Genomic DNA, 13,611 nt, shown 5'->3' with positions numbered 1-13,611 from the left:
CAAATATCCGGTGGAGCCTAAACTTTTAGCAATTCGTATTGCCTAAAAAATTAGCGTTAACGCTCTCATCACAGCCTCTTGCTTTTTTCAGGGGGCTTTGTAAGATGAGAGTAATTCTTAATCCGGAGATAATCAATGCAAGAGCTATATACTCAAACTGCAACGCATAGCGCGTCACTCAACGCTAGTAAGGTGTTGCGCAATACCTATGCCCTACTGGCGATGACCCTCGCCTGGAGTGCAGTCACTGCGTTTGTATCAATGGCTGCTGGTGTTGGCCATGGCATGGCGTTAGTGATGGACTTGGTCGCTTTAGGCCTGCTTTGGTTTGTGCTGCCGCGAACAGCGAATTCCAGCTCGGGAATTCTCGTGGTATTCGCTTTTACCGGGCTACTGGGCGCGGGCTTGGGCCCTATGCTCAACCATTACCTGGCAATGGCTAATGGCGGTGCAATCATAATGCAAGCACTGGGGGCAACAGCGCTGGTATTCCTCGCGTTGTCCGGCTACGTACTCACTACTGGTAAAGATTTCAGTTTCATGGGCGGCTTCCTGTTTGTCGGCCTGATTGTCGCGTTGATATCTGGCCTGGGTATGGTGGTAGCTGGCTTGTTTGGGGTAGCGATTTCCGGTTTCGCGCTCGCACTTAATGCCCTGATTGTGCTGTTGATGTCTGGCTTTATTTTGTTCGACACCAGCAGGATCATCCATGGCGGTGAGACCAACTATTTGATGGCGACCACAGCACTCTACCTGGACATTTTGAACCTGTTTACCAGTCTGCTGCATTTGATCGGCGCCTTCTCTAACGACGATTGATAGTCAGTTCGCAGCTACGCTTCCAAACGGCCCCTGATGGGGCCGTTTTATATTGGGAGCAACACACGCCAAATGAGCCTAGCAAAACAGGTAAAGAAACTTTTTTAGAGGGTCGTCAGTAACCTGCGCACAGAATACGTATGAGATTTCTTGTTTCTATCAACGCAGCTCCAGAGTCCGCAACAGCGCAGACGTCTCTCGAGTTTACAGAGCGCCTTTTGCAGGCTAATCACACAATAACCCTACTATTTTTCTACGCGGATGGCGTTCGCAATGCAGATTCTGGCAGTGCGATATCCGCGCGCTGGGCTGCGCTCATCAGCCAATATTCATTAACCGCCCTTTGCTGCTCGAACTCAGCTGCCGAGCACGCATTAACCAGCGCAGGCTCACTCACAGCCGGCTTTGAAATCGGTGGTATTGCTCAACTAACCACGACCGCCGCCGTAGATGCCGAACGCTGCGTTACCTTCGGCACGCGCACAGGACACGCGCCTCCTTGAACAATAAACACTTGCTTATTACTGCATCTCTGAGCGCACCGAGAAATCAAGTCGCAGCGGCTGTAGACGCGTTTGTAACCTGTGAAATCTTCGGGATCAACGCCAATTTAGTGTTCTTCTGCAACACTGAGCCAACCTCTCACGCCAATGTGAAATACGTTGTCGAACGCTGTGGTGAAATAGCGGATAAACCCTTTGAGTGGGTTTGGGCAACCACGCATGTCGAGCCCGCTTTAATCAACCCTTTCCCTCGCCCGCCACTGACTCCAGGCCAGTTTAGCGAAATAGCCGCGACCACCGACCACTACCTGGATTTCTAATATGGCACTCCACCTCTTTAACATGGAAGGCTCCGTCTCCTCAATAACCCTGAGGGACCGGCTAATGTACACCCTGGACTTATGCGACGAGCGAGACACTCTCGTTGTTATGCATCCGCCAGAAGGTGTGTTAGCTAAAATGGAATTAGATTTGAACCACTACCCTTGTAGGGTTTATATTCTCGCGCACTCGGACAGTAGGAACCCTGCACCTGAGACAGAAAAGATTACAGTGGACGATCTTGTCCTGCTGTGCGCCCAGTCCCCAAAGATTAAAAGTTGGTATTAGAATGCAACCTGGCAGTGCGCCCACCGAAACCTACGATGTTCAATTTTCTGAAAAAATTGAGCGTACAAGGGACCAGTTCAAAGACTTTTTCAATGGTGAAATCGACGCCTTTCGCTCGCCTGCCAGCGAATACCGAATGCGTGCCGAATTCAAAATCTGGCACGATAAGGACACAGGACGCGCGTGCTACGCGATGCACCAGCCAAAAGTAAAAAACCAGGTTATCCCCATTGAGGATTTTGAGATTGGCTCAGCCAGAATTAGAGAATTGATGCCCGATGTTTTGGCTGCAGTGAACAACTCGACGCTACTGAAGCAAAAACTTTTTCAAATCGAATTTCTCACTGCAACAAGCGGAGACGCCGTCGTCTCACTCATTTATCACAGACCGCTCAGCGAACAATGGCAAGCGGAAGCGGAACAACTGCAATCCACGCTTCGGTGCCAATTAATTGGTCGCAGCCGCAAACAAAAAATCGCTCTCGGCAGAGATTATGTGCTTGAGACTCTCCTGGTAAACGATAAAAGCTACACCTACCAACAAGTGGAAACCGGATTCACCCAACCCAATGCTGCAGTATGCCAAAAAATGCTCACATGGGCTCAGACGGTAAGTGCCGACATCGGCGGAGATTTACTCGAACTCTATTGCGGTAACGGCAACTTTACGCTACCTCTCGCACAGAATTTTTCTCGCGTTCTGGCGACCGAAGTATCCAAAACATCTGTAAAGTCGGCGCTCTATAATATCGAACAGAACGGCGCGACCAACATTGCCATCGCGCGGCTCTCCAGTGAGGAATTCACCGAAGCGATGAATAAAGTTCGACGTTTCCGCCGGCTCGAAAACATTGACCTGGACAGCTACCAGTTTTCAACGATCTTTGTTGATCCTCCCAGGGCAGGGCTAGACACGGACACAGTCAAACTGGCGAGTCGATTTGACAACATTATTTATATTTCCTGTAACCCGGACACACTTGCTGATAACTTGGCAAGCCTTGCCACAACTCACGAAGTCACACGGCTCGCCTTATTCGACCAATTTCCTTATACCGAGCACCGTGAATGTGGTGTTATCCTGCGTCGAAGATAAACTCAAAGGCATCATCACCGAGGAGCTGGGTATATTCTGCACTCTATATATATCCCCAGCGCCCCCTTAGTCAGAAAGCCGCGCTATGAGTCTACTGGCGACGGGATCAATAAAATCTTTGTACTTGGCTTCTAGTTTTTCACGCTCAACATCATAAGCGCGTTTTTCTTTTTTCGGCAACGCTTTCCACGCGTCGAGTATCGGAATATGAGCTGTCGCTGCGGCGAGTTGACCGAAGACGCTATAGTCTGCCAACTCAGTCTCATCCAGACCCGCACCACTCAAGAGTACGCTAATTCGAATACTGGCCTCAGTATAGGTCACCTGCCCTTCCAGCATCGCAGACGCCAACACCCGAATACTATTGCGCGCTCTTTCCTGCGCCCTGGCGATATCCGCTGCCAGTTCGATTTCTTTCTGGCGCTGCCGTCGCAGCAATACGTGATAGTAAATCGCGATACCTGTAAGCACAGCGATAATGGCACCTGCGACAATGAACAAAAAAACCAAAATTTACTCCTCTTTCGATGTGTTACCCGGACTGTTCTCAAGCTCCAGTGCAGAATCTCCTGCGTCATCTTTTAAATGATCTGGAAGCTGGCGGCTGGTTTTCGCACCTAGCACACGTAAATCTTCTGCCCGTTTTACAAGATTACCGCGCCCTGTGCTCAAGCGCTTTATCGCCTTGTCATACGACTGAGAGGTTTTACCAATATACTGACCGACTTCTTCCATTGCGCTGATAAGCAGCACAAACTGGTCGTAAAGCTTGCCAGCACTTTCGGCAATTTTTTCCGCGTTTTTGTTTTGTTTTTCGTATCGCCAAAGAGTTTCCACTGTGCGTAATGCAACCATTAAGCTGGAAGGGCTGACGAGCACAATATTTCTGTCGTACCCCTCTTTGAACAAGCCAGGTGCGAATTGCATTGCTGCTATATATGCAGCTTCAATAGGGATAAAAATAAAAACGAAATCCAGCGTGCGAACACCTTCCAGTTGCTCGTAATTTTTGAGCGACAACCCCTTTATATGAGCACGCAATGAATCCACATGTTTTTTTAACGCACTTTCCTGCTCTGCACGATCCTCCAGCTGACAGTAGCGCTCATAGTCGGTTAGCGAAACTTTCGCATCAATAACAATATCCTTGCCTTCCGGCAGGTGAACGATCACATCAGGCCTAAACCGCCGTCCTTCTTCACTTGAATATTGGCGTTGTGTTTCGTACTCACTACCTTTTTGCAAGCCAGATTGTTCGAGAAGTCGCTCCAGAACAATTTCGCCCCAATTACCCTGAGTTTTATTGTCTCCCTTAAGCGCGGCCGCAAGGTTATTTGCTTCACTACTGATTTTTTGCGTCTGCTTCTGTAGCTCTGCTATCTGTCCTACCAACTGGTTTCGCTGCGAATTTTCTTTGTGATATACATCCTCTACCCGTTGGTTGAAAGCCTTCAGCTGTTCTTTGAACGGCGAAAGGATAGATTCCATATTTTGGCGTGTATTAACAGTGAATTTTTCCTGCTTAGTCTCGAAAAGCTTATTTGCGGACAATTCAAACTCGCGGAACAACTTTTCTCGCGCTTCTTCCAACAACGATTTTTCCTTGTCAAGACGCTCTCGTTGCTCCTCAAACCGCGTTTCCATTTGCACATATTTACTTCGATATTCCTTCGCTTCACTCAGTTCTTCACGCAGGGCTCCGACGGACAGGCGAGTACTCTCCAGCTCGGCTTCCAGGCGTGCAATCGCGATATCTTTTTGGTGGAGAGAATCAATTTGGGCTCGCTCATCAGCGTCTTTTGACAGCTGCAGTTCCTCAACTATTGATTTTTCGCGCGCGGCGAGCCGAACCCAGAAAACCAAAACGGACAGCGGCATAACAAATGCGATGCCAGCAAGGAACGCATATAAAAGATGAAGAAACTGCGGTTGAGAAATATCGAACATTAAGTAGGGTTGTACTCTAGGTTTTGGTATGATTTGAGATCGTTGATATTCTACATGACTGGGGTAAAAACCCCAGCGGTTCCATGCCAGTAAAACCCACGCTTGCCTCTAAAAACGCTCGTATACTCGTTCTGGACTCTGGTGCTGGCGGGCTCACCGTGGCGCGCGAGATATTGCACCGCAACCCGGATGTGAGTATGGACTACTTCGCCGATATTGCTGGTTTTCCATACGGCACCATGCCAGACGATGTTTTAATCCGCAGATTGGTATCTCTTGTTGGTAACTGCCTCAGCCAACGGCAACCAGACATAGTCGTACTCGCTTGCAACACAGCCAGTACACTCGCTCTACGCGCACTTAGAGCGCGCTATCCCACCGTAGAGTTTGTGGGAGTCGTACCGGCGATAAAGCCCGCAGCATCAATTACCCGCACAGGAGTTATCGGCTTGTTAGCCACGCCGGCAACTGTAAACCGCGACTACACACGGCAGTTGATCGAGGATTTCGCAGGTAATCATGAAGTCGTCACCCACGGGAGTAACCCCCTGGTGGTATGCGCTGAACAATTGCTACAAGGCACAAAACCCGATACGGGCATACTCATAGAAGAATTAGGCAAGCTCAGAACTAAATCAACAGCTGGATCTGTCGATACAATAGTACTTGCGTGCACTCATTTTCCTCTACTCCTGCCTTACTTTAAAGCGCTTCCCTCTTGCGAGTCCATTTCCTGGGTCGACTCTGGATCGGCTATCGCTAATCGCGTTCATCACTTACTGCAAAAGCTCGGACAGCGTGACCACAGCCATTCAAAAATTACTTTCATAGCAGCACATTCCGCCAACGACGCACCGCCATACAAGACCTACGCCAGCTACTTACTGCAAGAGGCATTGCCACAGTACGACATACTCCATTTACCGCTGATATAAACTACACCACCTAAAATAGAAAACCCCCGGTGAACAAGTCCACCAGGGGTTTTTAGGAAACATTAAAATTAATGTATTTTTATATCTGCGTTGGCGACAACTTCTGATTCAAAAGCACTGCCTTCGAAGCGACTGTTTTCTCTAGAGAGCTGTGTAGCCAAACCCGCGACTTGCGTTGGCTCCATATCATCGGCAGTACCAGCAGACTTTTTCACCACGCCTACGACTTGGTAGCCTCCATCGCGAACCGGGCTTGCGTCAAACGCGGTCTCACCTTCTATCAGTGGCATGGAAAAAACCGTGTTTCGGGTAGCTGGGTCACTGACTGGATCCGAGCGAGAGACATCTTCAAACATTGCGTAAGCGTAGCCAGAACTCTCCGCTAGCGCATTAAGATCCTCGGACGATTTCGCCTCTGCAATAAACGTCTCAGCTTTTTCCTCGAGTAGATCGTTCAACTTGCTTTCAGTAAGCTTGCTAACAACCTGCTCTTTTACCTCCTCCAACGGCTTGATATGTTCAGGCGAATGCGTGTTCTTACGCACGACCAGCGCCCTATTGCCGGCCAGTTCAATAACTTGACTATTTCGGTTATCGATCAAAACCTCATCACCAAACGCTGCGTTGCGAACTTCGGGGTTTCCAGCAACGCCAAGGCCGGTATTGCGCTGGAAGGGCTGAGTGGTTTTGACTTCTATACCCAACTCTTTCGCAGCACCAGACAAATCGGGCGCACCAAATGTAAGTTCGTCAAGTTTTTCCATCTCAGAAAGATAGATTCCCTCTGCCTTTGCTACTTTCAAGCTACGCTCGATAGCAGCCTTACGGGATTCAAAACTGGGTACTTCGGGAACGTCTTTCTTCAATACTTTAATGAAGTGCGTACCAGAATCGGTCTTAACAGGACCTGACACCTCGCCCTCGCCGAGTTCACGTGCCGCAGACTCGAAAGCCTCAGGAAAAGCGCCAGCAACCAAGACACCCAATTCACCGCCCTGATCTCGAGAACCGGCATCGTCTGAGTAGGCCTTAGCCACATCGGCGAACTCGTCACCGGCAGCAAGTTTTGCCTGCACTTCGGTCAACTTCGCGGAAGAATCTTCCTCAAGCAGAATATGAGCCACGGTTAGCTCTGGGGTTGCATCAAAGCTTTCCGCTTCTTGTTCGTATTGCGAACGAACATCTGCCTCGTCCACTGTAACTGTCGCTGCAATACTATTAACAGAGAGCTCGATATAATCCACAGAGAGTTTTTCCGGCTCGCGGAATTCGGCCTCATTTGCCTGGTAGTAGGCAGCTATCTCTGCATCGGTAACTTCAATTGAGTCAGCGAGGTCATCAGCAGGAATTTTTACAGTAAAAAACGAACGCTTTTCGTTAATAATGGCAATGATTTCGCTTTTCTCTTTTTCAGTTACAAAGCTCGATAGCTCCAAACCTTTATTCAATTGCCCCAGCATCATCTCTTCTGCGGTCGCGGCTTTATAGGCCGCAGGGGTAAGCCCCACCCGGGCGAGAAGCGAGCGATACTGCTGCGAGCTGAACTTACCGTCTACCTTGAATTCCTCTTGGCCAACAATAGCCCCGTTGATGGACTTCTCAGAAACGGCCATACCGCCTTTTTCAGCCGCTGCCAGAACTGCTGCTTTGCGAGTCAATCGCTCTAACACTGGCTGGGCAAGGTTTTCATCTTTTAAATAGTCTGCAGAAGGGTCGACTCCCTGTTGCGCGAGTAAACGCTGTTTCTGCATATATATTTCACGACTCAACTCTTTCTTTGTAATTGAGCGTCCATCCACAACAGCCGCATCGGTGCCAGCAACTGACCCCAAAAACGAGCTACCCACGCCGGTGATCACCATCGGGAGAATAAAAAACAGGATAACGATCACACTGACAATCGTTCCCTTTAGATTGTCTCTAACACTCTGAAGCATAACCAACCTCGAAAATTACGCTGAAACACACACAAAAAAAGGCGCTAGTTTACCGCGCCTTTATTGTTCTACAGTTTCCAAATTTAACCGCACCTAGATGTGTTGTTTCTAATTATTTTTTTACAATTCCTGTTTGCCCCAACAGTCTTTAAGTGCAGCGTTATAAGACCGAGTGATCTATCGCTTTGAACTCACAAATACAGAAAATATTAAGGCCGGCAATTGACAATATCGATAGAGTTTTGGAACTGTAGTTATTTTGGTTTCTTAGTTTACTGCGTCTTTAAGCGCTTTACCCGCTTTAAAGCTTGGGATTTTTGCGGCAGCAATCTCAATTGGGTCACCAGTCTGTGGGTTACGGCCGGTGCGAGCTGCGCGCTCTTTCACCAAAAAGGTACCGAAACCTACCAAAGCAACCTGGTCGCCTTCTTTGAGGGCATTTGCGATAGATTCCGTTACAGCGTCTAGTGCTCGGCCAGCTGCTGCTTTAGAAATATCTGCAGACGCTGCAATCGCTTCTACCAGTTCAGATTTATTCACTTTTATCCCCTCTTTATATTTTGTTTCAAATTACAACTCAAATTCGTTCCTACGCATTCGCTTATGAAGGGTAGTCGGTTTCCACCTAAACTTCCCGCCAGCCCGCTATTTTTGGGACCTTGCGACGTTTCGCGAAGAATTGCGATTTATACCAACTGCCCCTTGACCGGTCAAGAATCAAATACATTATTTGCCAATCAAGGGTTTATATGGCTGCAAATCGTACAAACCAGCATAAACTGCTTGACTATCTACGATTTACTAACCAGCAGATAGTTCTCAATGTGTACTAATACGGCTCTCTTTATTCGCATCCTTACTTGCTTGCGCCTCTTCCAGCTCTTTGTACTCTTCGTCACTAAAGGGCTTGGGCATATACTGGAGCGCGTCCTGCAAAACCTGGTCAATCCACTTAACGGGCTTGATAGTTAGATCTTCTTTAATATTGTCTGGAATATCTCGTAAATCAGCCGCATTTCCCTCTGGAATAATCACGGTTTTAATTCCGCCGCGATGCGCTGCTAGCAGCTTTTCCTTTAGACCACCAATCTTTAATACTTCTCCCCGCAGGGTAATTTCCCCGGTCATTGCCACGTCCGCGCGCACTGGAATATCGGTGAATACAGAAACCAACGCGGTACACATAGCAATACCTGCGCTTGGGCCATCTTTTGGGGTTGCCCCTTCTGGCACATGAATGTGTAAATCACGTTTTTCATTGAATTCTGGGGGAATCCCTAAAAACTGCGCTCGGGACCTAACCACCGTCATTGCGGCCTGAATAGACTCCTGCATAACGTCCCCAAGCGAACCTGTCTTCACCAAACGCCCTTTACCTTTGACTGCACTTGCCTCAATCGTAAGCAGCTCACCGCCCACTTGAGTCCAAGCCAAACCCGTCACCTGACCAATCTGGTTTTCCTGCTCGGCTTTACCGTAATCGGTTTTGCGTACACCCAAATAGTCTTCCAGTTGATCTGGCGAAACAGTGTTCACATCGTGAGAGTTCGCCTTCACATTTTTGGTGACCACCTTGCGGCAAATTTTTGCAATTTCGCGATCCAAGCCCCTTACCCCCGCTTCACGGGTGTAATAACGGATGACATCGAGAATAGTAGCGTCATCCAGTGCGACTTCGTCTTTCTTGAGACCGTTGTTTTTCATCTGCTTCGGCAACAGGTAACGCGAAGCAATGTTAACTTTCTCATCTTCTGTATAGCCCGGAATTCGTATCACTTCCATACGATCAAGCAAAGGGCCAGGAATATTCATCGTATTTGACGTGCACACGAACATTACGTCAGATAGATCGTAATCAACCTCAAGGTAATGATCGTTGAAGTGGGAATTCTGCTCAGGGTCTAGTACTTCCAACAGGGCCGAGGCAGGATCTCCCCGGTGATCCATCCCCATCTTGTCAATTTCGTCCAACAAGAATAGAGGGTTGGAAACGCCTGCTTTGGACATTTTTTGAATAAGCTTGCCCGGCATAGAGCCGATATAAGTTCGTCTATGCCCGCGGATTTCAGCTTCATCCCGCACGCCCCCAAGCGCCATACGTACAAATTTGCGATTGGTAGCCCGAGCGATAGATTCTCCCAATGAGGTTTTACCTACACCGGGAGGACCAACGAGACAAAGTATCGGGCCCTTCACTTTTTTGACTCTTTTTTGAACAGCCAGATATTCTAGGATTCGCTCTTTCACCTCGTCTAATCCGTAGTGATCAGCCTCCAGAATGCCTGATGCTCGTTCAAGGTCGTGTCGAACTTTGCTGCGTTTTTTCCACGGAAGATTTACTATCCAATCAATGTACGCGCGCACTACAGAAGCTTCAGCCGACATTGGCGACATCATTTTCAGCTTGTTCAGCTCGGCCTTCGCCTTCTCTTCGGCCTCCTTGGTCATGCCAGCATCAGCGATTTTTCGCTCTAGCTCTTCACCTTCACTGACTTCCTCACCCATCTCCCCGAGCTCTTTCTGAATCGCTTTCATTTGCTCATTCAGATAGTACTCACGTTGACTCTTCTCCATTTGCTTCTTAACGCGGCCGCGGATGCGCTTCTCAACCTGGTAGAGGTCGGCCTCAGCTTCCATGAGACCAATCAGATGCTCAAGCCGATCACGTACAGAGGCGATTTCGAGGATTTCCTGCTTCTGAGCAAGTTCAAGGCTCATATGAGCCGCAACCGTATCGGCGAGCCGCCCGGGCTCGTCTATACCACTCAGCGAGGTCATCACCTCAGCAGGTACTTTTTTACTGATGTTCACATACTGTTCAAAGCGGGATAACAGCGAACGGGTAAGAACATCAACATCGCGCCCATCTTCCTCGCCGGCATCAACCACCGAAATTTCTGCGGAGAAATAGTCCTCCACCTCGTTTATTGACAACACCTCTGCGCGCTGTCGCCCTTCCACTAGTACCTTTACCGTACCATCAGGCAACTTCAATAACTGCAGCACAGCGGCGACAGTAGCGAAGCTGTAGAGATCGTCGATTCCCGGCTCATCAACAGCCGCATGCTTCTGAGCCACTAACAGGATTTGCTTGTCTTCGGCCATTGCGCGCTCGAGCGCAGCGATGGACTTGGCTCGGCCAACAAACAGCGGTATCACCATATGTGGGTAGACAACCACATCTCTAAGCGGCAATAACGGCAGCATGTTCTCGGTGGTTTTTTCGTCTGATATTTCCATAATGGACCTCGAATAATCTATGAACAGGTCGTAACACCTGTAGCGATGCAGTCGAGCGGCGAATAAAAAAGGCAGGTCGCGCACTGACATAATATTGTTATGTCTTTTTTAGCGTTATTAGTGACCGGTCTCAGCACTACTCTGTACAACTTTACCGAACAGTATTTTGGGCAATTCACCAGAAAAACAAGCCCAGCAAAAAAAAGGCGCTCTAAAAGCGCCCTTTCTCTACATTCCAATCCACTAGGAAACCCGAAAAAGATCAGTCTTCTGGTACAGCGACCGCCGACTCAGAGTTCCCATATACCAATAGCGGCGCGGATTCTCCGCGTATTACCGAATCGTCGACAACCACTTTAACTACATTCTCTTCGGATGGCAGTTTGTACATGGTATCTAACAGTACATTTTCCATAATAGATCGCAAACCACGTGCTCCGGTTTTCCGAACCATGGCTTTTTCCGCAACAGCTTCCAAGGCATCCGCACGAAAATCGACTTCGACATTTTCCATTTCAAACAGCTTGGCGTACTGTTTAACCAGCGAATTCTTCGGCTCCCGTAAAATGGTTACCAACGCTTCTTTGTCCAATTCGTCCAAGGTGGCTATCACAGGTAAACGACCGACAAACTCTGGAATCAACCCATAGCGCACCAAATCTTCCGGCTCGAGGTCTTTGAGCGTTTCACCAACATTTTTACTGCCATCTTTACTTTTGACTTCAGCGCTGAAGCCAATGCCACCCTTTTCGGAGCGATCACGAATAATCTTGTCGAGACCCGCGAATGCACCGCCGCAAATAAACAGAATATTGGAGGTATCTACCTGCAAAAACTCTTGCTGTGGATGCTTACGGCCACCTTGCGGTGGGACAGATGCAATTGTGCCTTCAATCAGCTTCAGCAACGCCTGCTGAACGCCCTCACCAGACACATCGCGCGTTATGGAGGGGTTGTCCGATTTACGTGAAATCTTGTCGATTTCATCAATATAAACAATGCCCTGCTGCGCTTTTTCGACGTCGTAATCACACTTCTGAAGAAGCTTCTGAATGATGTTCTCAACGTCCTCACCAACGTACCCTGCCTCGGTAAGTGTCGTCGCATCTGCGATAGTGAAAGGCACATTGAGCAAGCGGGCTAGGGTTTCAGCCAAAAGCGTTTTACCGCTACCGGTTGGTCCGACCAAAAGAATGTTGCTCTTGCCCAGTTCAACCTCGTCTTTACCCTTTTTCTTGTCACCAACACGCAGCCGCTTGTAGTGGTTGTAAACCGCTACCGCGAGCACTTTCTTTGCGTCCTGCTGACCGATCACGTACTCGTCCAGTGTCGCAGAGATATCGATAGGTACGGGCAGCTTGTCACCGTTCCCTTCTGGTGTGTTTTCCTGAATTTCTTCGCGAATGATGTCGTTACACAAGTCCACACATTCGTCGCAAATGAATACTGATGGCCCTGCGATCAGCTTGCGAACTTCGTGCTGACTTTTGCCACAAAACGAACAATACAGCAGTTTGCCGCTATCTTCGTTGTCATTACCATTGTCGGACATTCATCGTCTCCAACTGAATCTTGTTCTTCGTCTTAACGCCAAAACTGCACTTGTTGGCGACAGACCCAAGCCGTCGCCCTTGTCTAGCAAAGTCTAGCGCAAATTTGGCTAAAGTAGCCTTGCGGCTGAAGGTCTGAGCTTATTGTGTCCACGGTTTAGCGTGAGTGTCAACTGAGCAAAGACCAATGCAATTAATCAGCCAACAAGGTTTACTTACTTTCCTCAGGTACGCGCTGATAGAGTACGTCGTCAACCAAACCATAGGCTTTCGACTCTTCCGCGCTCATAAAGTTGTCCCGCTCGGTATCGCGAGCGACCTCTTCGACCGACTTGCCGGTGTGCTTCGCCATGATCTCGTTCAGGCGAGCCCGGATTTTCAGGATCTCCTGGGCATGGATATGAATATCGCTCGCTTGCCCCTGAGCGCCACCAGACGGCTGGTGAATCATGGTGCGCGCATTGGGCAAACAGAATCGTTTGCCAGTGGCACCAGCAGACAACAAGAATGAACCCATGCTGCACGCCTGACCAATACACATAGTACTAACGTCGGGCTTAATAAATTGCATAGTGTCGTATATCGACATGCCCGCAGTGACGGAGCCGCCCGGAGAATTAATATAAAGGTGGATATCCTTATCGGGATTTTCCGCCTCGAGGAATAACAATTGCGCCACTACCAGGTTGGCCATATGGTCTTCGACCTGCCCCACCAGAAAAATGACCCGCTCTTTGAGCAGTCGGGAATAGATATCGTAGGAGCGCTCTCCCCGCGCAGTTTGTTCTACAACAATAGGCACCAGGGAGCTTTGAATTGTAGTGGATTGTCCACCCATAGGATTAAATTGAGACATCAGAGAATTCCGTGACAATTATGATTTGGATCGGTATGCGGGCCCATGGAAAAACGGCCGACAACAATTATTTGGTACTGCCGACAAACTTTGAGTCAGCGAACAAACGAGGCGGTGAC

The 13,611-nt window shown here is 48.7% G+C and carries 12 protein-coding genes; 5 read left to right on the top strand and 7 right to left on the bottom strand.

Annotated elements, in window-relative coordinates; genetic code table 11:
- Nucleotides 1-135 precede the first annotated feature (135 nt).
- From TERTU_RS07260 to trmA, 4 genes are all read left to right on the top strand, one after another.
- Nucleotides 136-819, top strand: coding sequence for a Bax inhibitor-1/YccA family protein (locus tag TERTU_RS07260; RefSeq protein ID WP_015820483.1), 684 nt, complete (start codon nt 136-138; stop codon nt 817-819).
- 140 nt (nt 820-959) lie between these two features.
- Nucleotides 960-1,322 (top strand): DsrE/DsrF/TusD sulfur relay family protein, encoded by a 363-nt coding sequence (locus TERTU_RS07255; protein WP_041590102.1) that lies wholly within the window; start codon nt 960-962, stop codon nt 1,320-1,322.
- Nucleotides 1,319-1,642: a hypothetical protein gene (locus TERTU_RS07250; protein ID WP_041590101.1), complete on the top strand. Its 324-nt coding sequence runs from the start codon at nt 1,319-1,321 to the stop codon at nt 1,640-1,642. The genes TERTU_RS07255 and TERTU_RS07250 overlap by 4 nt, the downstream gene beginning before the upstream one ends.
- Before the next feature lie 290 nt (nt 1,643-1,932).
- A complete protein-coding gene (trmA, locus tag TERTU_RS07240) occupies nt 1,933-3,027 on the top strand; it encodes a tRNA (uridine(54)-C5)-methyltransferase TrmA (RefSeq protein ID WP_015819840.1) in 1,095 nt (364 codons plus the stop codon).
- Between the two features lie 66 nt (nt 3,028-3,093).
- Here trmA and TERTU_RS07235 read toward each other — a convergent pair whose 3' ends face one another.
- Nucleotides 3,094-3,537: a DUF2489 domain-containing protein gene (locus TERTU_RS07235; protein WP_015818074.1), complete on the bottom strand. Its 444-nt coding sequence runs from the start codon at nt 3,535-3,537 to the stop codon at nt 3,094-3,096.
- A gap of 3 nt (nt 3,538-3,540) precedes the next feature.
- Nucleotides 3,541-4,974: a DNA recombination protein RmuC gene (locus TERTU_RS07230; RefSeq protein WP_015818758.1), complete on the bottom strand. Its 1,434-nt coding sequence runs from the start codon at nt 4,972-4,974 to the stop codon at nt 3,541-3,543.
- An 83-nt stretch (nt 4,975-5,057) separates the two neighbouring features.
- On the opposite strand from TERTU_RS07230, the gene murI reads away from it, so the two are divergent.
- Nucleotides 5,058-5,909 (top strand): glutamate racemase, encoded by an 852-nt coding sequence (gene murI / locus TERTU_RS07225; protein ID WP_015816814.1) that lies wholly within the window; start codon nt 5,058-5,060, stop codon nt 5,907-5,909.
- A 68-nt stretch (nt 5,910-5,977) separates the two neighbouring features.
- Here murI and TERTU_RS07220 read toward each other — a convergent pair whose 3' ends face one another.
- The 5 genes from TERTU_RS07220 to clpP form a co-directional block, all read right to left on the bottom strand.
- Complete coding sequence (locus TERTU_RS07220; RefSeq protein WP_041590099.1) at nt 5,978-7,846, bottom strand: SurA N-terminal domain-containing protein; 1,869 nt, start codon at nt 7,844-7,846, stop codon at nt 5,978-5,980.
- A gap of 267 nt (nt 7,847-8,113) precedes the next feature.
- Nucleotides 8,114-8,386, bottom strand: coding sequence for an HU family DNA-binding protein (locus TERTU_RS07215; RefSeq protein ID WP_015819214.1), 273 nt, complete (start codon nt 8,384-8,386; stop codon nt 8,114-8,116).
- 279 nt (nt 8,387-8,665) lie between these two features.
- Nucleotides 8,666-11,086 carry an endopeptidase La gene (lon, locus tag TERTU_RS07210; protein ID WP_015818906.1) on the bottom strand — a complete coding sequence of 807 codons (2,421 nt, stop codon included), beginning with the start codon at nt 11,084-11,086 and terminating at the stop codon, nt 8,666-8,668.
- Between the two features lie 262 nt (nt 11,087-11,348).
- On the bottom strand, nt 11,349-12,638 hold the full coding sequence (gene clpX / locus TERTU_RS07205) for an ATP-dependent Clp protease ATP-binding subunit ClpX (RefSeq protein ID WP_015820648.1): 1,290 nt from the start codon (nt 12,636-12,638) through the stop codon (nt 11,349-11,351).
- Between the two features lie 209 nt (nt 12,639-12,847).
- Nucleotides 12,848-13,492 (bottom strand): ATP-dependent Clp endopeptidase proteolytic subunit ClpP, encoded by a 645-nt coding sequence (clpP, locus tag TERTU_RS07200; RefSeq protein WP_015817731.1) that lies wholly within the window; start codon nt 13,490-13,492, stop codon nt 12,848-12,850.
- Nucleotides 13,493-13,611: the final 119 nt, after the last annotated feature.

Origin of the sequence: Teredinibacter turnerae T7901 (genome assembly GCF_000023025.1) — a bacterium.
Lineage (GTDB): Bacteria > Pseudomonadota > Gammaproteobacteria > Pseudomonadales > Cellvibrionaceae > Teredinibacter > Teredinibacter turnerae_B.
Note: the sequence above shows the minus strand (reverse complement) of the source record. Positions and strands in the feature narration are given on the sequence as shown.

Coding starts and splice junctions, on each gene's coding strand:
- clpX (WP_015820648.1), bottom strand. CDS start 12,638: ATGTCCGACAATGGTAATGACAACGAAGATAGCGGCAAACTGCTGTAT.
- trmA (WP_015819840.1), top strand. CDS start 1,933: ATGCAACCTGGCAGTGCGCCCACCGAAACCTACGATGTTCAATTTTCT.
- lon (WP_015818906.1), bottom strand. CDS start 11,086: ATGGAAATATCAGACGAAAAAACCACCGAGAACATGCTGCCGTTATTG.
- clpP (WP_015817731.1), bottom strand. CDS start 13,492: ATGTCTCAATTTAATCCTATGGGTGGACAATCCACTACAATTCAAAGC.
- TERTU_RS07260 (WP_015820483.1), top strand. CDS start 136: ATGCAAGAGCTATATACTCAAACTGCAACGCATAGCGCGTCACTCAAC.
- TERTU_RS07255 (WP_041590102.1), top strand. CDS start 960: ATGAGATTTCTTGTTTCTATCAACGCAGCTCCAGAGTCCGCAACAGCG.
- TERTU_RS07220 (WP_041590099.1), bottom strand. CDS start 7,846: ATGCTTCAGAGTGTTAGAGACAATCTAAAGGGAACGATTGTCAGTGTG.
- murI (WP_015816814.1), top strand. CDS start 5,058: ATGCCAGTAAAACCCACGCTTGCCTCTAAAAACGCTCGTATACTCGTT.
- TERTU_RS07230 (WP_015818758.1), bottom strand. CDS start 4,974: ATGTTCGATATTTCTCAACCGCAGTTTCTTCATCTTTTATATGCGTTC.